17 protein-coding genes are annotated in these 22,358 nt (G+C 39.0%); 7 read left to right on the forward strand and 10 right to left on the reverse strand.

Going from position 1 to position 22,358, the window contains the following annotated elements:
- Positions 1-600: 600 nt before the first annotated feature.
- The gene (locus HRT55_RS13860; protein WP_291622173.1) at positions 601-1,785 is read right to left on the reverse strand and encodes an NAD(P)/FAD-dependent oxidoreductase; all 1,185 of its coding nucleotides are present in this window, start codon (positions 1,783-1,785) and stop codon (positions 601-603) included.
- 112 nt (positions 1,786-1,897) lie between these two features.
- Between HRT55_RS13860 and HRT55_RS13865 the strand changes: the two genes are divergently transcribed.
- Both HRT55_RS13865 and HRT55_RS13870 read left to right on the forward strand, forming a co-directional pair.
- Entirely contained in the window at positions 1,898-3,586 is a 1,689-nt protein-coding gene (locus HRT55_RS13865; RefSeq protein ID WP_291622175.1) for a hypothetical protein, read from the forward strand.
- A 4-nt stretch (positions 3,587-3,590) separates the two neighbouring features.
- Complete coding sequence (locus tag HRT55_RS13870; protein WP_291622177.1) at positions 3,591-3,929, forward strand: winged helix-turn-helix domain-containing protein; 339 nt, start codon at positions 3,591-3,593, stop codon at positions 3,927-3,929.
- A 119-nt stretch (positions 3,930-4,048) separates the two neighbouring features.
- On the opposite strand, the gene ftnA is transcribed toward HRT55_RS13870, so the two are convergent.
- The 4 genes from ftnA to HRT55_RS13890 form a co-directional block, all read right to left on the reverse strand.
- Positions 4,049-4,570 (reverse strand): non-heme ferritin, encoded by a 522-nt coding sequence (ftnA, locus tag HRT55_RS13875; RefSeq protein ID WP_291622179.1) that lies wholly within the window; start codon positions 4,568-4,570, stop codon positions 4,049-4,051.
- Positions 4,571-4,803: 233 nt separating this feature from the next.
- Entirely contained in the window at positions 4,804-5,277 is a 474-nt protein-coding gene (locus HRT55_RS13880) for a peroxiredoxin (protein ID WP_291622181.1), read from the reverse strand.
- A gap of 120 nt (positions 5,278-5,397) precedes the next feature.
- Entirely contained in the window at positions 5,398-7,347 is a 1,950-nt protein-coding gene (locus tag HRT55_RS13885; protein WP_291622183.1) for a methyl-accepting chemotaxis protein, read from the reverse strand.
- A 128-nt stretch (positions 7,348-7,475) separates the two neighbouring features.
- Positions 7,476-8,294, reverse strand: coding sequence for a class I SAM-dependent methyltransferase (locus HRT55_RS13890; RefSeq protein WP_291622185.1), 819 nt, complete (start codon positions 8,292-8,294; stop codon positions 7,476-7,478).
- 412 nt (positions 8,295-8,706) lie between these two features.
- Here HRT55_RS13890 and HRT55_RS13895 point away from each other — a divergent pair, with 412 nt between their 5' ends.
- From HRT55_RS13895 to HRT55_RS13905, 3 genes are all read left to right on the forward strand, one after another.
- Positions 8,707-9,405, forward strand: coding sequence for a single-stranded DNA-binding protein (locus HRT55_RS13895; protein WP_291622187.1), 699 nt, complete (start codon positions 8,707-8,709; stop codon positions 9,403-9,405).
- Positions 9,406-9,470: 65 nt separating this feature from the next.
- Entirely contained in the window at positions 9,471-11,648 is a 2,178-nt protein-coding gene (locus tag HRT55_RS13900; protein ID WP_291622189.1) for a hypothetical protein, read from the forward strand.
- A gap of 548 nt (positions 11,649-12,196) precedes the next feature.
- Positions 12,197-12,940 carry a TVP38/TMEM64 family protein gene (locus tag HRT55_RS13905; protein ID WP_291622191.1) on the forward strand — a complete coding sequence of 248 codons (744 nt, stop codon included), beginning with the start codon at positions 12,197-12,199 and terminating at the stop codon, positions 12,938-12,940.
- Positions 12,941-12,969: 29 nt separating this feature from the next.
- Here HRT55_RS13905 and HRT55_RS13910 read toward each other — a convergent pair whose 3' ends face one another.
- On the reverse strand, positions 12,970-13,443 hold the full coding sequence (locus HRT55_RS13910) for an NYN domain-containing protein (protein ID WP_291622193.1): 474 nt from the start codon (positions 13,441-13,443) through the stop codon (positions 12,970-12,972).
- 147 nt (positions 13,444-13,590) lie between these two features.
- Between HRT55_RS13910 and plsB the strand changes: the two genes are divergently transcribed.
- Both plsB and HRT55_RS13920 read left to right on the forward strand, forming a co-directional pair.
- Entirely contained in the window at positions 13,591-16,026 is a 2,436-nt protein-coding gene (gene plsB, locus HRT55_RS13915) for a glycerol-3-phosphate 1-O-acyltransferase PlsB (RefSeq protein WP_291622195.1), read from the forward strand.
- Positions 16,027-16,155: 129 nt separating this feature from the next.
- Positions 16,156-16,968, forward strand: coding sequence for a hypothetical protein (locus HRT55_RS13920; RefSeq protein ID WP_291622197.1), 813 nt, complete (start codon positions 16,156-16,158; stop codon positions 16,966-16,968).
- Positions 16,969-16,986: 18 nt separating this feature from the next.
- Here HRT55_RS13920 and HRT55_RS13925 read toward each other — a convergent pair whose 3' ends face one another.
- The 4 genes from HRT55_RS13925 to HRT55_RS13940 are packed head-to-tail and all read right to left on the reverse strand — an operon-like array spanning position 16,987 to position 22,169.
- Complete coding sequence (locus HRT55_RS13925) at positions 16,987-18,888, reverse strand: bifunctional diguanylate cyclase/phosphodiesterase (protein WP_291622199.1); 1,902 nt, start codon at positions 18,886-18,888, stop codon at positions 16,987-16,989.
- A complete protein-coding gene (locus HRT55_RS13930) occupies positions 18,888-20,483 on the reverse strand; it encodes a diguanylate cyclase (RefSeq protein WP_291622201.1) in 1,596 nt (531 codons plus the stop codon). Before HRT55_RS13930 ends, HRT55_RS13925 begins: the two co-directional genes overlap by 1 nt.
- Entirely contained in the window at positions 20,476-20,910 is a 435-nt protein-coding gene (locus tag HRT55_RS13935; protein ID WP_291622203.1) for a hypothetical protein, read from the reverse strand. Before HRT55_RS13935 ends, HRT55_RS13930 begins: the two co-directional genes overlap by 8 nt.
- Entirely contained in the window at positions 20,910-22,169 is a 1,260-nt protein-coding gene (locus tag HRT55_RS13940) for a hypothetical protein (protein WP_291622206.1), read from the reverse strand. The genes HRT55_RS13935 and HRT55_RS13940 overlap by 1 nt, the downstream gene beginning before the upstream one ends.
- Positions 22,170-22,358: the final 189 nt, after the last annotated feature.

Genomic DNA, 22,358 nt, shown 5'->3' on the forward strand with positions numbered 1-22,358 from the left:
ATAACATATACTGTATACAATATATGTTATTTGTAGTACCTCGGAGCTTACAGTTTAGTTTTTAACTATATTAATCAGTGCATTACAAAAAACCTTTAATGATAAAAACAAAAATCAATCACCGGTAATATAAATAATCTTATTAAAAATGTAATGCTGCTGAGTGATATTTCCTGCAGACAGATGACACCATCCTATGCCGTGAGGTTAGCCTTGAGATCGCTGTAAATGAGGACTAATAATTGAATTTGTGATAGCGCCAGTGCACAAGCAACTTTGAGTTTATCTGAAGACATTACTGGCAGTAGCGCTAATTTTATTGGGACAACTAAGGGTAAAATTTATAGTCACATTCGGTGATAAAAATTTTATTTGAGAAGAGTTTTATGCGTAATAAAAATGAGCGCGCTAAAGCTAAGATTGATAATACTATTGCTCTTCTTCCTACGTCAGCAGAAGAGCTTGTTGCTTTAGCATAATGGTTGCTCCCTTAATGGGAAGTAGAACAATCACTACAAATTACTCAAAAAATTCTGTGTTCGCAGGTTATGACAGCTTAACTAAGTTTAAAATAACTTCACTAAATTTATCGACCTAAAGCTAAACCGCCTGCCCACAAGCAAAACCAGATGCCCAGCAAAATTGGAAGTTATAGCCCCCGAGCCAACCCGTTACATCAATCACTTCGCCGATAAAGAACAAGCCTTGCTGCTTTTTACTTTCAAAAGTTTTTGAAGAGAGCTCGTCGGTGTTTACTCCACCTAAAGTAACTTCGGCAGTGCGATAACCTTCGGTGCCATTTGGCTTGATTTGCCACGCATGTAAGTAGTCACTTAACTGCTTTATTTCCAGGTGGTTTAGCTGCTTAATTGGCTTGTCGACGATAATGCCATCTTTGACCAGCACTTCAACAAAACGTTTCGGTAATAAAGTCGCTAGCAGGTTTTTCACTGATTTTTGCCCTTGTTCACTTTGCCACTGAGTTAGAGTTTCGCTCAGGTTAGTTTCAGGTAATAAGTTAATGGTTACCGCTTGCCCTGCGCGCCAAAAAGATGATATCTGTAATATTGCTGGCCCTGATAAACCACGGTGGGTGAACAAGATGTTTTCTTTAAAACTTGTACCATCTTCACTAGTGACTTCGGTCAATAAGCTGATGCCAGATAAACCATCAAAACGTTGTTTATCGTGTTCATGCAAGGTAAAGGGTACTAAGGCAGCTAAGGTTTCTAATACGTTTAAGTCAAATTGCTCGGCAATTTTATAACCAATAGGAGTTGCACCCAGTTTTGGCATGGTTAAACCACCGGAGGCTACCACTAACGATTTACATTGGTAGCTTTTATCGGTCGTAGTAACTAGGTAACCCTGGCTGTTTTTAGTAACCGACAATACTTCAGTACGCAGGTTTACTTGTACGCCGGCCCACTCACATTCGGTCATCAATATATCAACCAAATCTTGTGCGCTGTCATCACAAAACAGCTGACCCAGAGTTTTATGGTGGTATTGCAAACCATGTCTGTCGACTAAATCAATAAAGTCTTGTGTGCTATAGCGACTAAGTGCTGATTTTACAAAGTGAGGGTTTTGGCACAGATAGTTTTCAGGACTGGCTCCTTCATTGGTGAAATTGGCACGACCACCACCACTGATTAAGACTTTTCGAGCCGGCTTTTTGCCCATATCAACCACAATAACGCTTTTACCACGATAACCTGCTTGTGCTGCACACATTAAGCCTGCCGCGCCGGCACCAATTATTAATACGTCTGTTGTGATCACTATTACACCTTAAGAAGAAAACCCGAAAATTTTGTCGCTATTATAATCTTTATGCAAATAGTGCGTATACAAAAAAGGGCAATCAAATAGCTTTTATTACTAAGAATCCCATTTGAATCGGTTTAATGCCATTGCCGGGAAAGTGCTGACTATTGCCAAAATAAAGAAATGCAAAGATTGTGTAAAGATAGGAACTCTTACCTCAAGTGCCTATCTATTGCTGCATAACATTCGCCAACAAATTGTTGCAACTTTAGAGTATGAAAAACATATGATGACACTTAAATCCCTACAAGCCTTTAAAAGCGTGCTGGCTGCCAGCGTATTACTATTTATCTTACTAGGCTGTGGTTCTAGTGATGAGGGTAGCGGAACAGGCTACGTTAAACTCTATAATTTATCTAAAGACTCACCCAGTATTTATTTAACCGTAGATGAGAATCTTACTGAGAATAACGATGATGATGATCATTATGAACAGACCTTTTCTGGCGTTGCCTATGGCAGTGCCCATAGTAATATCAGCTTAACCAGCAAAAACTACTATTACTACCAGCTTGCTTGGCAAGATGATGACAGCTTAGCGACTGATGATCTGACCGTCATTTATGAAGATACCCTCGCCTTAGTTGAGGATACTATCCATATGATAGTACTGAGCGATAGCGTTTTGTCGCCACAAGTGATGGTACATAGCTTTCCTGTGATTGATGACGACGATGATACCACTAACGATCTGTTTAATCTTAGAGTGCTAAATATGCATTCAAACCAGCAAGCCGTTGATTTTTACCTCTCTAAAGAAAATGAAAGCTTTAATGAGGCGGTTTTAGTTGGCCAATTTGATTATCAGCAATTATCTGATAATCAAAAGCTTGACCAAGATGACTATATTTTTTATGTCACCACTGCCGGTAGTGATGAAGTGTTATTTAGATCAAGCAGCATTGCTTTTGCTTATAGCTCGCAGAATATTATGGTGGTAAGAGACAACATGGGGGCGGGATCTTCTCCTTATGTGTTAGATAAAATATCGGACTCTGCGGTAATTGAGTATGTAGACGCCGAAGCTGAAGCACAATTTAGGGCTTATAATGCCGTAGCTAACCATGAGCAACTAACTAGTTACCAAGAAGCTTTTGCTTTGCATATTAACGGTGTTGGTGACAGTCCAGCAATCACATTTCTGCCTTATGGTGAAATCAGTAATGCCTTGCTCTTAGCCAGTGGTGACTACAGCGTAGACCTCACCACTATTGAGGAAAACACACCATTATTAAGTAATCATCTATTGTCGTTAGTTGAAAATACCAATAAAACTTTATTTTTCTATGCTGAGCAAGAGTATGTCGACGCTGATAACGATGGCAATATTGATGAAAATGGTGATGGCATCATTGATGAAATTGAAGTTAATTTATTTTCTTTAATGGTTGAAAATAGCTTACTGAGCAGTATTTATGAACATGAAATTGAAATAGTAAACTTAATTCAATCTGATGACTTTACTCAAGTAGCTGTTTACTTTGTTAGACAAGATGAAACCATAAGCTCTGCCACTTATTATCGTGAACTTAGCTATAAAAACACTAGCTCAATTTTCTTAAAAAATAACAGTTATCAAGTTTTTGTCATCGCTCAAGATAATGGTAGCTCGATCATATTAAATACTTTTGAATTGATACTTAATGAGCAATCAAAGGAACAATTTTTAGTACTTGAAAGCAGTGATAGTTCGCCAACAGGTTATAAAACAACAATGTTCAAGCAAACGCCCGAACAAAAAGAAGTTGCAGAGTAGCCATATGAGTACTCAAGCAAGTCACTTACCCTTAGATAAATTATTAATTGCGCAAGTTGAGTTAAATTTTTTAAATCGCTCGGTACTATTTTTAGGCCAGCCGATTACTACTACTGGGCTAGAATTTAATTTACTGGCATTACTTATGAGCGATGCCGGGGCGCTAGTTGCAAGAGAGGTTATTGCTGAATGTATATTTCAACGTAAGCTTGCCAGTTGTGATAAAAGTATTAATAGTCACATGGCTAATTTAAGAAAGAAGTTACTGATGATATCGAAGCGTAAGGTTATTAAAACAATAAAGGGACAGGGATATATATTTTTACAGGCTGAACTAACTTAGCTTAACTAATAAAATCACAAGGTTTACCTTAAATACGGAAAGCTAAATCTGCAATGTTTCCCTCAAAATTCTCTTTAAATGAATCTCGAATTTTTGAGGGAGAACATTTAGTTAAGTGCTTATGCTTCTGTCATTATGCTGGTGCTGCCACTTTTTGCTAGCTCAGCTAAATCTTTATCAACGAAGAATAATGCGTGACCATCGTTACCAACTAGGTTGATTTTATCTAAAATACCTTTGAATAAAGTCTCTTCTTCATGCTGCTCAGCAACATACCACTGTAAGAAGTTAAAGGTAGAATAATCTTGATTAGTAAACGCTTCATGAGCAAGTGAGTTAATGCGCTCAGTGATTAAACATTCGTGATCATAAGTTAGCTGAAATAACTGACCTAATGTTTCAAATTCATGCGGCGGCGCATCAATAGCACCAATAATAGGTAAAGCTCCAGTTTCACTTACGTAAGTAAATAAACGGTTCATGTGCTGAATTTCTTCATTAGCATGTTTACGTAAAAACTCTGCAGCGCCGGCAAAACCTTTTTCTTCACACCAGGCACTCATTTGTAAGTACAAGTTTGAAGAGTAAAACTCTAAATTAAGTTGTAGGTTTAACTTTTTTACCATTTCAGCTTTTAACATAATTTTGCCTTGAATATTTTAATTGGGTGAATTCTGCCTTTTTATCCGATAGAATTCAAGTGAAAACAGCATAAAATACATAAAAAACCTTATTAACCAATAGGTTAATAAGGTTAATCATTCTTGTTTGTGTTCTCTTGTTTATTGCTTTTAGTATCAGCTTTATTAAGCGACTCTCGCTAATTAACACTAAAATACCAGCTTAATCGCTAATGCTATAACAGCTAATTAGACTATAGCTGTGCGAGAATAACTTCGGCTTTACTAACTTCAAAGGATTTAGGCTCTTCAATATGCAAGCTGCTTACTACGCCATTCTCAATAATCATGGCATAACGCTGTGAGCGTACGCCGCCAAAGCTAGCTGTGTCCATGCTTAAACCTAAGGCCTTAGTATAGCTACCATCGCCATCAGCTAACATCATGATATTTTCAGCGTTTTGGGACTCACCCCAGGCATTCATGACAAAAGCGTCGTTAACGGATAAACAAATTATCGCATCTACGCCTTTGGCTTTAAATTCATCCGCCAAAACCACATAGCCGGGTAAATGAGCAGCAGAGCACGTTGGTGTGAAAGCACCGGGAACGGCAAATAACACCACTTTTTTATCGGCAAAAAGTTCCGCAGTTTTATGTGTGGTCATTTCGCCGTTTTTCAATTGTTGTAGTTCGCCTACTGGCATTAAACTCTTTTGCTTAATCATGAAAACACCTTTATTAGTTTTTTAGTAATACGAAACGGTATAATTACAGTAAGTTTCGAGTAGCTTACCCGAATGAGCGTTAATTATACCTAGCTTTTATTCACTTAACATAATAACTCATTAAGAAGCTTTATTAAGGGTAAGGCCGATAGCATTTACTTGATTACTGACATCAATCGATATGACATTAGATAAGTGTTGTGAATCACTGACTTCTTTATCGACATTAGCCATGGCCTGCTCAAAGGCAACAAAGTGTTGGCGTTGACGGATAATTTGCTCAAGGGTGTCTTGAGCAACCGTTGCTGAAACTTGTGCTTGTCCGGTGACAGCTAAAGCTGTTTCTTGTAATTCATCGGCGATAATACGTTGCTTATGTGACGCCTTTTCAATGTCATTAATGATAGTTTCAATCGAATTACTGGCGCATTGCAACTGATTTAACCGGGCGGAAATTTGCTTCAGTGACTCTTGTGTTTTCCCCGCGAGTTGGCGAACTTCATCAGCGACCACGGAAAATCCTCGGCCATGATCACCTGCCCTTGCCGCTTCAATGGCAGCATTCAGTGCCAATAAATTGGTTTGATCGGCAATGGCGCTGATGACATCAACAATAGAAGTAACCGACTTAACAGAGTGAAACAGTGAAGTAATGGCGCCTTTACTTTCTTTTGCCGCTAAATTGGTAGATTCACTGGCCGCCAGCACTTGTGCAACATGATGCTGACTCACTGCCATCGCTTGTTTAGTTGCCTGGGCATTGTTAACCACTTGTCCTGAAAGCGTATTAACGGTTTCAGTTGCCTCACCTAAGGCTTGCATGATTTTTCTCGCCCCTTGTACATGCTCACTGGTAGTGTGCGAGGACTGGTAAATGCTTTTAACCTGACTTTCCATGGTAGTTAAGGCTTTAGCCACCAAATCAAGTTGCTGTGCTTTGTCTTTATCGTCTTGCGCTAGCTTATTAACCATATGATTAAAGCTGGTTGAGATCTCACCAAATTCAGTGCTGTTATCAATGTTGGTGATATTATCTACCCTGCCTTGAACCATTAATTGCACAAAGCTATCACGTAAGTTCCGCAGTGGTTTAAGAATAACACTACGCTGTAAGCCATAGTTTGCTAAGAGGAAGGTCACTAGAAAGATTAACAGCCCAATGACAATAAAATAAAGCTGCTCATTCATCTGTTCTTGCTGTTGGGATATATCCGCTTCACCTTGCATGATAGCGTTTTCAATATTGCCCACTTGCTTAGCTAATAGCGCTAAGCCCATCTGCCTTTGTTGTTGCTGAGCTAGGGTGTTTTCTAATTCGTGCTGATAGCGGTTAAATAATGACTGTAATTCACTGATAGCTTCAATACTTAAATCTTCCGGCTCTTCACTATCACCAAGCAAGTCTTCATCATCAAGTTCCTCACTATCACCTTCTTGATAAATAGCTAACGCTGGCTGTACTGATAAGAAACGACCTAGGCTTTGCAGTTCTTTTAGTATGGGGGTTATCGATTGAATATTACCCTGTTGCTTGGTAAAAATAGCTTCTCGGGCACTAACTAAATCCGCCAGTAACTTTCCAATCGCCTGTATTTTAATGAGGTAGTTAAACTGTGCATTTAACGGTAATACCACTGTAACTTGTACATAACTAGCTAGATGATTATTGATGGCAAACATTGCTTGTTCACCATTACGCAAGAGCACTAAGGGATCACCACTAAGCTTACCCATGGCGCGAAATTTAGTATTGATATTATAAGCGAGTGCCTTGGCTTGCGTGTCTATTTGCTTAGAGAGTTTATCGATATTCAAACTATGTGTTTGTTTGACTATATTAGTCAATTGCTTTTGCGCCTTATTCAGCAAGGCAGCATCACCAGTTTGTAAATACTTAACTATGGTGCGATTAAACTCAATGGTCGTTAAAGAAATAAGTGCCTGATAGCCCTTATATTGCGTTTGGCTTTGACTTAAAGATTCACCTACGTGATACATGGTGGCTAGAAATATTGCCGCAAAAATACTGATTGCCGAAACAGACAAGCGGGAAAAGCTAGAAACGCGCATGACATGATTGCCTTTAAAATAAATTAAAGGCAATCATCACTTATTACTATGACAGTACGGTTACACAAATATGACAGATTTATGTAACGGGAATGATGCTGTTAAGTGTCTCTTCAATTAAGCTGAGTTTAAGAAGTTGGCTTTGGAATGGCTTGGTTAACATAAACATCGAAGCGGTTTTTTTTCATATTAATGCTCATCGACGGTTTTTTATTTGCCAGTGGTGGAGCGTAGCTTGGTCGTTTTACTACTACCCGGTATTTAGCTAGCGCTAGTGCCGGCTCAAGCAGACCATCGGCATCAAGATCTTCACCAACAAGGGATTGAAAAATACGCATTTCTTTTTTTACCGCGGCCGATTTTTCACGGTGCGGATACATAGGATCGAGATAGACCACATCAGGCGCGTTAGCTAAGTCCATATCCTCTAAGGAGGTACCGTGAATTAACTGCATGTTATTAGCAATATCAGCAACTTCATGATTGAGTTTCGCGCGCTCAATACCGTCATATAAAAGTGCAGCCACGACAGGCATACGTTCTAGTAAGGTGAGCTTACAACCCAAGCCAGCCAAGACAAAAGCATCACGACCAAGACCAGCGGTAGCATCTAAAACATGGGGTTTAAAACCATGTTTTAAGCCCACAGCTTTGGCAATATCTTGACCACGACCACCACCAAATTTACGTCGATGAGCAACGGCACCTTCAACAAAATCAACTTTGATAGCACCGAGTTTAGGTTCATCTAACTTGCACAGCTCTAGTGCGTGGTGATGCATTTGCAAGATATACTCAAGTTGTGGCTGTTTCTTGGCAGCGGCAACATCCCCCAGATAATTAAACTGCCATTTTTTGGCAAGTCGTTTAGCATATTCGCTATCGACACTGTCGACATAACCTAGGGCGATGTTATTAAGGTATTCGCTGGCAATAGTTGCGCTCATTAGCTTCCTATGTGCTTGTCCAAGAAAGACAAGATTTTTGTATTTAATACCAATTTCATTAAATTATTTCCCACTTGTGCTGGTTAAAATTCTCCAAGGCTGCGTTGCTCTCAATTCCAATAGCCAGCTATTGGTCAATCGAGCGTCTTGCTTTGATTTATTTTTCCAGCGCACAACAAGATCAAAAACTTAATGAAACTGGTATAACTCTAAAATATTATCCTCATTATATAGTAATGAAATAGAGAATAACCATTATTAAATCACCGCGCCTAAACTGAAACAGTTCACAAAGTATTAACAATTACAGCGCATTCATATTAAAATATAAACACTTGCTCCTTTAATCACACAAAGTGATAATAGATAACTGAGTAATTTGTATACTTTTTTAATCTCACAGGAAAAACTTTTGTCATTATCAGATGCAGTTAATAAACATATACCGACACCAAGCCCGCAGCTTTGTGCCGTGACCTTGCTGGGCAACTTAGTGGCAACACCGGATATTCGTTATCGCGCGAATCCTGCCACCGCGGTGACTGAAATTGTCTTAGCAACATCAAGTAAATGGTTAGATAAAAGTACTAATAAATATAAAGAATGGACTAGTTACCACCATGTAAAGGTGGAAGGTGAGTTGGTAGAGCAGGCATTGTTACATGCCAATAAAGGTGACATTATCTTACTGCATGGTTATTTAAGTAATATTAAGCCAACAGCAACGGATAAAAATACTAGTCACACCGGTATAGTGCACGCTAATTTCGTGCAAAAATTCAGTAAAGGCTATACTCAAGCAATTAACCAAGTGCATTGTAGTGCGCAATTAATATCACAGCCTAAGCTGATGTTAACCGAGCAGAATAAAAATATAACTCAAGCCAGCATTGTTATTAATCAGCATATTTATGATACCGATAAACAAGCATGGCAGACCATTTCAGTAGAGCGAGCCATTCATGCTTGGGGCAAACAAGCAGAGTACTTGGCGGAACATGGCAATATTGGTGATGAACTGATGTTAGAGGGAAAATTAAGTTACACCAGCGGTGCTAACAAAGATCAGTTTATTGAGATAAAAAACGTGCATTTATTTAAAGGCACTTAGATATACCAAGAAATAAAAAAAACGAAATCGTTAGCAAGATACTGAACTATGGATGACTCAACTTAATGCTTACCGTAAAAAAAACACTACTTTTATTTTTTCCTCTATGCCTGCTGCTATTAACTAACAATAGCAATGCCAATAATAGAGCCAATCAATATCTATTACAAAAAATCGCGCAAGCTCCTCACGTTAAGGGTAAGCAGAGCCAGTGGATTCAGCTACTTGAGCAACCTGGCAACAGCCAATATTATTATCTTGCTAATCAACAAGGAAAAATTTATCAGCTAGAGCAAGATAACCCAAAAAACACTGTTTTATTGCTCGATTTACAGAAGATTTCAGCTCAAGTGCCAATACTGCAACTGAGCGCTTTTACTTTACATCCCAATTTTTCCCTACGTGATCAAAACGGTTATGGTACTTTCTATACCGCTCATGTAGAGGAAGGACTTGATATCAGCAGAGCCAAACGCATACAAGAACCCGCTGTCACTATGGAGTTATCGTTTGATGCTGTGGTCACTGAATGGCAATTAACTCCAACTAGGCAAGTCGATATTTCAAGTCAACGTGAAGTATTAAGAATCGCTATTGCCCGCGTAAAATATGGCATTAAGCAATTAAGCTTTAACCCCTACAGCAAGTCATGGCATGATGATTTTTCTCAGCTCTATATCGCGCTTGCTCAAAGCCCAAAATTAAAACGATACCCACTTTATTCTGGTGCTATTTTACGTATTCATCCACAAAGAGTTGCCACGGGAAATTATAGCGTACCTGATAGCAATCCTTTTTTCGCTAAAGAGAAAATTGAAGATGCTATTTATCTACTAGGCGCAGGACAAATAAAGCAATTTATTTGGCCTGACAAATACTCGAATAAGTTGCTGATATCACATCTATATCACTTTAAAGACACCGAAAAACATTGGTTATCTTATAGCTATGGTGGGGAAGATTGGCGGATTTCCTCACCGAAAAAGTTTTTATACCAAAACGAAAAACCTTTAACGGCCAATAGCCTGTTAGTGTACCGAGGTCAAAATGCGCCGTCCTTGCGCAACAAACTCTTGCTGCTCACGCAAAACAAGCAACAATGGCAACTCAGTTCATTAGAAAATGGTAACTCCACCACTAATTTAGGTATACAACAACGACAAAAAACACTATCACCACCGCAACTAGAGTGGCAATTACAGCAAGCCGCATTAATTGCCAATCAGCTGACGCTCTTTCGTGATAACCGTGGCGAATTGCTTTTTTTCAATGAAGACACCGGCGCTATATATCAATTATTCCAACAAGATATAATTCAAGGCTACATACCAAGTAACTCTGATACAAGCCAAGGCGGAATTAGTGGTATGACATTTTTTATTGTTATCATGCTTACTTTAATGGCTGGTTATATTTTTTACCAAGTTAACATCCGACAAAACTCAGCTAAATCCTTTGTCCGTAGAGAGTTCGCTAACTTAGCATTTACCGGTGATAAGTCAGCGTTAAATTTATTTAGGCGTCACCAACACAAAGCAGAGACCACGATTGCCCTAACGGATATTACGCAGTGTCATCTTTTACTGGGTGATTTAGTTATTGCGACCATTAACACCACGCTTGGTCATGGTTTTAATGACCAACAAGAACAAGCGCTGCGTGAGATATTTCATCAAGAGCAAGTGGATAAAATGGTCGATGGTAAAGTTAGACGCATAAGCTTCAGCATTTATACCGGTGAAAAGAATAAATACATCATTTGTTTATACCTACGCAAAGGCAGCGATAGAATAACCAAAAATAGTTATTTTGCCGTGGTTGATGATGTTATTAACTGGTGCTGGCAAATTGCTGCGGAGATCAATGGCGAGCATACCGAGGAGCGTTCGTTAAAACCTAAAATCACTGCCGCAGAGATTGCCCTAGCAGAGCACAAGACCCATGATGATACACCACTGCATACACAAGCAGAGATTATTAGACCTGCGACCCACCCTCAACCTCCTGCAGCAGTTAATGGCCGAGCACAAATGACTGAGACAATAATTCCTCAGCAAGATAGTGCTAGCATCACTTTAGCTAACCATCATGACACCACAACGATAGAAGCAGCTAAAGTAGAAACAGATTTAGTGAATGCCTTAGAAAAATTAGTTAAACTACAGCAACAAGGTTTTTTAAGTAGCGATGAATTTTCTCAAGCCAAAGCCAAACTGTTAGACAGTTTAAATAAAGCAGAGTAGCTATACCAAGTACATTAATTAATTGACCACTTAGCGAGAATGAAAAGGCTTAGAGGCAAGGCATTCATTGAAGAGAATGGTTATTCTCTTGTCGAAATGAATAACGACGCATGTAAGCCTTTTAAACTCGCCCTTTGGGAGTTTATTAGCGAACTAATAACTGCTCAAAATTAAAGAAATATAGAATAACTATGTTTAAGTAATTTTGCTTGATCTAAGCTCACCAATACAACTCTAAGCTGAACAATTTATTAGTGTAATTGGTATTAATTCATTTGGTATATACCCGTTACCATTCAAGATGCAGGTTTCAGAGTGCTTGAGCAATTTAAATACAAGTCGGAGTTATTTTGTCATGGTTATTCCCTTACAAATAGCGGCAACGATGTAGTGATGTTGCTCAAGCGCTTCTGCGATGGGTTTAAAATTAATTTATGCTGCGTTATTAATTTTAAGAAGGGAACGCCATTCTCTAAATAAAATACCTTACCTAAATTTCTTTTAATTCCCACTGAAATCACGCACTTTGAAAGGAAACGAGTATAATAATGCTTGCTAAGTTTATCCAGTTTTCCTCCCGCGCCGGTACCATTAAAATACTGGCGAGCCTCATCATGATAATTATTGTGATGACTGGCTTATTTCAGTGGCTGGTACATACACCAGCACTGACTTCAACGGCTAACACAGCGCTAACAGATACTGGCTTTAGCTTAAGCCAGTGGACAATTGCCTTAGTTGAACAGCTTAACTGGCAGCAAGAAAGTGGCTCAACGTCTTTTAATACCCTGTTGCTGTTTATATTTTTATCACTGGCAACCAGTATTGGTTTACCTAGGCAAATTGCCGCGTTAGTCGCGGGTATTAACTTAGGTGCTTTTATCGGCGTGATTGTAGCGACATTGGCAGCAACACTCGGCTGTCTAATTACCTTTAGTGTTGCCCGCTACCTATTAAGCGACAGGATTGCCGCTAAGTACCCAAGTAAACTGGCAAAATTATCGGTTTTTCTTGGTGATCAAACGTTCTTAAAAGCCATCGTTATTCGTATATTACCCCTGGGTAGTAATTTCCTAACCAATATTATTGCTGGGGTTAGTAAGGTCTCAATGCCTGCTTATGTCAGTGGATCATTTATTGGTTTTATCCCACAAATGATCATATTTTCCCTTGCTGGCAGCGGTATACGGTTAGGGGCACAAAATGAGCTAATCGCTAGCGTGACCTTATTTGTTATTGCGCTTTTGTTAACTGCTTATTTAGTGAGAAAGTATAAAGCAAAAGCGAGATAAGGTTAGCGACTCTCTGTCGGTTACCCATACTACAACAAGAGGCTTTGCTCAATTTTATGGTGCACGTCTGTCGCATCCACTAAAGATTTTGCCGTCAAACTCTCTACACTATAGACCTCTGTAGTCACGCCATATTTTTCACGAACTTTACGCAGTAACAAATCAAAGTCGCCATCCCCTGAAAGTAATATAACGGTATCAACCTCGGCTGCAGCCTCCATAATATCTATGGTTATGCCCACGTCCCAATCACCTTTGGCTGAGCCATCACGACGTTGGATATATGGCTTGAGTTTTACGTTAAAACCAATATGTTTCAGCGCTTTTTGAAATTTATGTTGTTGATCATCACTGCGTTGAATAGCATAAGCATTAGCGACCGTAATATCGCCTTGTGCCATCAACTCTTGCCACAATAAACGGTAGTTAAATTGCTTCGAAAAGGCATCTCTAGTGGTGTAATAAATGTTTTGTACATCGACAAATACAGCGATTTTTTTCAATGTGAACTCCTGAAAATAAAGGTGGTTTTGTGCTCTCAAAGACAATAGATTCAGTGTGCTACCACTTTACCCACAAACCAAGACAATTTTAACTAATGGTGCTAAAATCCCATTTTTATAGCAGTTTATTTATTCGAGCGATACAAAATGTTGGCTTTACGTTCTTTTTTCTATTTTTTATTAAAATACCCGCTTAAGTTACTGGTCCGTAGTAAAATTATTACTGACAGTCATAGTATTACTGAGCAGGCAAGTCAGCCTATTTTTTATATCGTTCGCCATAAATCAGCGTCAGATCTCTTAACCTTACAACATGCTTGTAAAAAACAGAATCTGCCTGACCCTCTGGGGCAAGTAACCATTAATGGTAAGGTTTTTCAGCGCACACTTTGTTTGGCAAAACCAACACCACTGTTTTCGTGGCGCAAAGCAGGTAAAACGACAGCAACCGCACAAGGCGTAGAGCTTTTAAATCAGCATGCTCTTGATGAAAACCTCGATGCAAAATTGATTCCTGCCAACCTAATATGGGGTCGTACACCAACCAAAGAGCGCAAGAACCTCAATATTGGTACCTTGCTTGCAGATCAAGAGTCGCCAAATTGGTTACGTAAGTTTTTTATCGTACTTTTTTTAGGTCGCGATACCTTAGTACGTTTTAGTGAAGAATTTTCTTTTAGAAACATCTCTGAAAATCATGGCACTGATGAAGTCGCGGCTCATAAATTTTTACGCGTGGCTCGTTTTCATTTTCATCGTCAAACCATTGCAGCAAAAGGCCCAAGATTAATGCATCGCAAGCAAATGTTCACCGCATTGTTTGCCAATCCTTCGGTAAAACGCATCATCAGTGACGAAGCAAAAAGTAAAAAAATACCCGAAGCAGATGTTAAAAAACAAGCGCTAGCCATGATGAATGAAATTGCTGGTGACTACAGTGTCTCTTGGGTACGTTTTGGTGAAATTATTTTGCATTGGTTATGGGCGCGTTTATATAGCGCCATCAACGTTAGCAATGCCAAAGTATTACGTAAATTAGCGCAAGACGGTCATGAAATAATTTATGTACCATGTCATCGTAGCCATATGGATTACTTATTACTTTCTTACGTTATCTTGCAAGAAGGCCTAGTAATGCCGCGTATTGCCGCGGGTATTAACTTAAACTTTTGGCCAGCAGGCACCGTTTTTAGAAAAGGCGGCGCCTTTTTCATTCGTCGTAGCTTTGGTGGCAACCGTTTATATTCAACAATTTTCCGTGAATATTTAGGACTTTTATTTGAACGTGGCTATGCCGTTAAATATTACACCGAAGGTGGCCGAAGCCGCACTGGCCGATTATTAGCACCGAAAACCGGCATGCTGGCGATGACCATTCAAAGTCTACTGCGTGGTATTGATAGACCGCTAACCTTAGTACCCGTTTACCTAGGTTATGAACACGTGATGGAAGTCGGCACTTACCATAAAGAATTAAGTGGTGGCGAGAAAAAAGGCGAGTCGATATTTGGCGTACTAAAAGCCATAAAGAGTTTGCGTAACTATGGTAATGGTTATGTAAATTTTGGTGAACCAATGAATATTAACGAGTTTTTAAATAAACAAGTACCTGATTGGAAAGACGCAATAGACCCTATTGATCCACAAAAACCGAGCTGGTTAACACCTACGGTCAATGTACTTGCTAATCAAGTAATGGAAAATGTCAATAAGAGTGCCGCGTTGAACGGCGTCGCATTAACAGCTTTGATCTTACATGCCAGCAAAAACAAAGCGTTATCTAAAATTGAGTTAGAAACGCAGCTCGATTTTTTCTTAAATTTACAACGCCAAGCACCTTTTAGTGAGCAACTGACCATTCCAGAAGAAACCGGTGCCCAGTTACTCGCCCATGTTATTTCACTCAATAAAGTGACTATTACCGAAGATAGCTTTGGTAGCTTGGTATCACTTTCTGATACCGCCAAGCTGGAAATGCGCTATTACCGTAATAATATTTTACATACCTTTGTACTGCCGGCACTTATTTGTCGTTTACTCGATAGACATAACAAAATTAATCAAGACGAGTTAGTTAGCAAGGTACAAGCGTTAATGGCTTTACTCAAAGAAGATTTATTTTTATATCAAGATAGCGAACAAGTTGCTAAACAAACTCAACAAATATTAGCCGCTTTACAAGCAAGCGATATCACGAGACTGAGCAAAGCTGGTTTTTGGTCACTGACTGACGATATGGTACTGCTTAGCCAAGTTCACGCCATGGCTGAGTGTGTTGATGAAAGCCTACAGCGCTTAGCAATTATCACTTCGCTAACCAGTCGTTTAGGACCTTTAAGTAAGCGTGATTTAGAAACTAAAGTCGTGGCGATTGCCAAGCGATTATCAGTATTAAACAATATTAATGCGCCAGAGTTCACCGACAAGCGTGCGCAAGCAACCTTGATAGCGAGTATTCGAGAGCAAGGTTATATTGAACTAAATGATGATGGTTTACTGATCGCCAGTAGTAGCATGGCTGAAATAAAAGCCACAGTGATTAACTTGGTTGATATTGAAGTATTACAAAGTATCGCCCGCTAGCCCGAGCACTGCTGTTTAAGACATATTTTGACAAAAAAAACACCCCTGCATATTGAACCAGTGGTGTTTTTTTTGGTCTATAACTTTACTTATTGCCACTGTTATTATCATTAAAATCATGAATACTCTGTGTTAAAGGGATCTTACACTGCCATTATTGTCTCGGTACTACTGCACTTATTGCTATTAATTACCTTAATTTACGGTGCAATAGACTCTCCTAAGGTTATCAAGCAAGAACAGCCTAAAGTCACCGTAATCAAAAGTTTTTTATATTCGGCTCCTAAGATAATCACAGTTAAAAAAGTCGCGAAAAAAGTAATCACTACTGAAAAAATTGTCACAGAAATAAAACCGACAAAAAAGATAAATGCTCAGCAAACTGCTATTAAAAAGCCATCAGATAATTCGCCGTCAAAAGTAGTAGCCAAAATACTACAGAATCAACCAGTAGCAATACCGATAACAATGCCGGTAACTACACCAATGAATAAAGCTCCGCCGACACAAATTACTAATGCTGTTAAAAGTGAAACGATAACAACGATAAATAAGGTGGTCGGAGCGAATCGAGGCAGCTTTTCTAGCTATGACCGCTTATCTCGCCTTAGAAAAAAATTAGACAACCAGCAACGTGAGCAAGCTTTTGCTGAGTTAATACAAAAGCGCTCAGCCTCAATCATGGATGGCGAGCCATTTCCTGTGCCAAAGACCTTAGTACCGCTGACGGCAGATCAGCAACATAAACTCAATACCAGCACTTCTCATGTTGGCTCAATTACTAAAAATGACAATGGCACTTGTACCATTCAGCGCGAACAAATATTAGGTAGCCCGGTGGCAGCGACAACGTCTTATTTTGCTTGTGGCGAGAGTAAATTCGATAAGAGTTTTAGAGAACATATGCAGAAGGTACAAGCTAAACTAGTGATTAAACGATAAGTCCTATTGTTAACTTTTTTATTGGCCCTTTTCTTTCAATAAAGCGATAAAATCTTCTTGAGCTACAGGTTTTGACCAATAATAGCCCTGCCCCATATCACAACCTAAGTCTGCCAGCATATCTGCGGTGGCTTTATCTTCAATACCCTCAGCAACATTAGTAATACTTAAGCTTTTACTCATGCCGATAATCGCTTTAACAATCTGTAGTTCATTACTTGAATGGCAGATATTCTTAACAAAAGAACGGTCTAGTTTAAGGGTACAAACATTAAATTTGGTTAGATAACCTAGATTAGAATAGCCTGTACCAAAGTCATCAATAGCAAATGAGATGCCGAAAGAACGCAATTCATTAATTTGCTTCTGAATATAATTGATATCATCCATCAACATAGATTCAGTAAGCTCTAACTCTAAAAAATGTGCTGGTAAGCTGGCCTTTGTAAGAGTGCTCAGGGTATGGGTAGCAAGGTTACCGCGTTTAAAGTCTTCTGCAGATAAATTGACCGCGATACATAATTTATTAAATCCTAGTTCATGCCATTGCTTACAGGCGATAACGGATTGTTCAATTACCCAATGAGTGATATCAGTGATTACCCCCGCTTGTTCCGCCAAAGGAATAAACACTGTTGGCGGTACAAAACCGTGTTCCGGACTAATCCAGCGGACTAAAGCCTCAGCACCCGTTATTTGCTCTGTCGTTAAGTCGATCTTGGGCTGAAAATGTAGAATTAACTCATTATTACTAATAGCATTTTTTAATGCTTTGGTTAATTGCAGCCTTTGTTGTTCTTGCTCCGCCATTGCCTGGTCAAAGAAACTAAAGTCAGCTTTACCCGCTTCGCCTTTCGCATGCATTGCTAAGTGAGAGTTATGCCGCAGCTCTGCCATTGTACTACCATCAAAAGGCGCGAGCGCAATGCCAATACTAGGTTGTAGCGCAACGTCAAAGTCCGTTACATGATAGGTTTGTGAACAAACATGCCGCATTTTATCCGCAAAGGTTCTGATACCACGATAATCAATGGAATGTATTAAAATAACAAATTCATTTTGTTGGAACCGATAAACAACCGTCTTGTCATTGGTAAAAGACAGCAAGTTTTTTGCCAATAATTTAAGTGCCTCATCACAAATACTATGGCTATAGTTCATCCTTATTGAGTGTAAATTACCCAGATTCAAGGTGATAAAAGCTAAAATATGGCCTGACGCTTTCTGTTGCTTTAGCTGCTCGACAAGATCAATATTACAAGCATTTTCATTGGGTAGTTGGGTGAGTTGATCAAAGCGACTACTCCTTCTTAATTGACCAATGGCGGCCTCTAACGCAGCATTCTTTTGCAAAATGTATTTGAATCGTTTTCTTATATCGGCAAAGATAAAAAACACCCCGACAGAAAAGCAGGTCAGCAGAACAATATAACTAAAGACTCGCCCCCACATGGGTAATGTGGCAAAGAGTTCAGCCCCCGCCAGAAATCCTTGGCTATGGGCAAAAGCCAAGAAGCATAAAGCACTAACAAGATAGACAAACAAGGAAATAAAAATTAACTTGCCTGATAACACTATAGCCAGCATCAATAGGCAGGGAAAACCAAAGACAATGGTGTCAAAGATGCCGTTGCCTAACCAACAGGCATAAGTAATAAAGACTGCGATAGACCATAACACCATGCCCGCTATTACACTGCAGGTATCAGGAGAGGCCCAAAAGTAAAACACCACTAAAAGACTAATCGATGAAAACATCGCTAAAGCTAACATTGATAGGCCTGTAAAAATCAGTTCATTAAGCAGTAGCAGAATAAGAATAGTCAGCAATATTTTCAGCGTTAGTCTAAGCCGGCGAACTTCTGCTTGTGGTGAAAATAGCGTAATTGACAAACGCCTTGCCTCATAATTTACTGTCATTACTCTGCTTTCCCAGCATTCCCGGGCTTAGCAATATCACTACTAAAGGCTAAATAAAGTGCTTTATTGGTCGATTTAGCTTTTTTCACCTGGTACATGGCTTTATCAGCGGCTCTAATGAGCTCTAATAACTCCAGTTGCTCATCTGGATAAAAGCTAACGCCCATACTAGCCGTAACAAAGACAGTTTTATTATGTTGAGATAAATGCAAGGGTTTACTTAATTGTACAGCCAATTTTGCACAGACATTAGTCACTTCTTTTTTAGTTGCATTAGGCAAGACAATGACAAACTCATCGCCACCCCAACGTGATAAAACATCGGCTTTTCTTAGGCTTTTCATTAATTGACTGGCAACATGAATCAGTACCTCATCGCCAGCATCATGACCAAAGATGTCGTTTATCGGTTTAAAATCATTCAAATCCATCATTATCAGCGCAAATGCCCCCCCGGTGACAGTAAGTTGTTTTAAATGCTGCTCTGCCGCTTGACGATTAAGTAAATTAGTTAAATTGTCATAATTAGCTTTTTGATCAAGTAATGATATTTGTTGTTTCCGTTTGGAAATATCGTGTAGGGTGATTTGATAATTTTCTTGAAAGTCATCGGTTATTAGTTGAGTGACTACCACTTGCACCCACATTTTCCCCTCTTGATGCGAGATTAATTCTAATTCTGCCACCGCGGACTCATCATTAGCAAAAGCAATTTGGATCTGTTCATGTAATTCTTTTTTTAAAATAAAAAGCTCTTGTAAATAATTACCATAATTCTTTTTCAATGGCAGTTTGAGCTTTTCAATGAGTTGTTCAAACGTCTTATTATAAAGCAGAATATCGCCCTGTGGCTCAACTAACACAATAGCTGAAGTGGCATTTTCAAATAACATTCTAAATCTTGCTTCTAAGACCTGAACTTCACTTCTCAGTTTTTTTTCCCTGAGCATTTGTTGCTCTGCTTTAGTTAATAAGCTATTAACATCATCGACTAACTGACCAATTTCACTATTTTCATGTGATGATGGTTTGTCTATTCGCTCTACCGTTCCAGGGCGGATTGCATGTAATGCTTTACCTATACTCAATATAGGACGGGTAATAACATAATAAGTAACAAAAATAGAAATAGCGGTGATGATCAACGCTTCAATTGCGACCACAGCAGTATTAGTCGCACTTATATTACTGGCTTTATCGGCAAGGTGTTTATCATTTGGCTTAACCAGCAGCACGCCAACACTCCTTTCTTTTTGAAAAGGTGAAAATAAGACAAATTCAAGCATAGCTGCCGATTCTTGATAGTTAGCACTTTTCACCATAAGCATATCCGTTTTAATGGCCGCAGAAGTGATAAGGTCATTACTAATCAAACCATTAATAACTTCTTGGGCCAGCTCTTCATCGCCTAAATAACTGGCGATCGAGGCTGTCGGAGAAACCGTATTATATAATTGATTAATACTCTGTTCGCCCAGTATCTTCTCATTCAAAAAAGTAAAACGATAGAAAAGTTGGGTAGTAATAAGCCCAACAATCACTGCTGTAAAGGCAATAACAACTGCCAATCGAATAACTAAGCCAGATTTATTCATTTAATATATAAACCACCTTTAAGTCAGTGGTGATAAGTGACTGTGGTACATAACCAATCGCTTGTTTGTTAGCTATTATAAAAGCAATTAAGTCATTTTCATTGGGCTGAAATACCGCGGCACGCTTTCTGCCGGTAAAGCGTAATCGAGACCAATAGGCGTTAACACGAGATAAAGGCATACCTACAAGATTTTGATAAAAATCAGCTTTGATCTTATGATCCCCCTTAAGCTCGACCGGAATGGCCTTACTATCATTAGGGAAGGCAACATACTTACCCATAAATAGGTCTATTAGTTCCGAGCGCGATATTTCATTTACCGGGTTTGCTTTATTAACGACGACAGCAAGCGGCTCTTGCGCCAAAACTGAAGCACTCAATAGTGTCAGTATGATCATGGTGAAAGCCTGCGGTAACTGACTCATTAGTACACCATAGACAAGGTCAGTAAAAAGGTATTAACACTTTCCGCAACATCATGCTGATCAGGCTTATTTAACCATAAAGTACTGCCACCCTCTTTTAAACTTGTGTAGTTCCATTGTAATGATGAAGCCATATAGCTAGTAATATCCCAACGCCAGCCTAAAGAAATCGTTTCTTGATTTGTTACATAAAAGTTTAATAAATCATCCGTCGCGTGAATAACTTCTTCTAGTGCCTGTTGATTGACTCCTGGCTCGTCAAAAATATAATTATCAGAGTCAGTAACAGCATAAATGCCATAAAATTGGTGAGCATTATTAAACTGGTATGACAAAGCAGCATAGCCACTGGTTATTTTAGGAATAACCGTACTCGCTGATTTTATTTGCGACATTTCGGCTGAAGCCAGCCAGTTGCCCCACTGATATTGGCCGCTTAATGAGGAATAGTCGACTTTTTGCCCTTTCATTAATAATGACAGGGAAAAGTCTTGTGAGTTAGGCCATAAAAAATCGGGGGTTTCATTGATATTAGCCGCTAAAGAAGCATTAGTTCCTGGTTCACTGGCAATTGTGACTTGGCTATATTTAGCGTGCACTATCCAGTTAAAGTGATCGAAGGACAGCGCGATACCAAGAATATCTTCAATTTTAATATCTACCACAGTGGTGTTAGCCGCAATATCTGCATCACTTTCGCCGATAAATAATTTGGTTTTAAATATCCCACCTAAGGCTCTTCGGCTATAAGTAACATCAAATCCATCAATACTACGGTAAGGAACAATGCCATAAATCTCATTGGGTGCTGTCGCCCAAATATAAGAAAAATCGACATCTCGATATTCGGTCAATAAAAAAATATCTGGCGCTGTTCGGCCGAGCCTGAGGCTCCAATTGCTATTCACGTCATATCGCAGGAAAGCTAGGGTGGTAAGTTTATCGAGTGATAGCTCAGGTAGGTCTCTTAAGACCCCTTGAAAAACTGCATCAAAGTTTGCCGAGATAGACCAGTCAATTTGTAAGCCAAGTAATGAGTGTTGCTTAAAATCAATGTCACCAGAATAAACGGCATCATTAGAGCCAACACTTTTACGGTAGCCATGATGATCAGAATCAGCATAAACCGCACCTAGGGTGGCAAAAGCACTAAATTGTAATTGCTCATTTCCTGTTACATTGTTGGTCTCATCTGCTGCCACATGGGCGGCAAAAGCTAAGAAGATAAAGCATAGACAGTTTTTGTATTGTGCAAACATACAATCAGCCAACAAATGAGGACTAATATGAAATATATATCAACATTACCGATTATTCAATGTGGTACACACCGACATAAAACATAAAACACAACAAAAACAGTAACTAATAGTTTAAATAGATTATTAAAACCAGTTGTTTATCGACTAATGTTCAACATACAAAAGAACCCAAGTTAATTAAATTAA

The organism is Colwellia sp. (assembly GCF_013214175.1).
Classification (GTDB): domain Bacteria; phylum Pseudomonadota; class Gammaproteobacteria; order Enterobacterales; family Alteromonadaceae; genus Colwellia.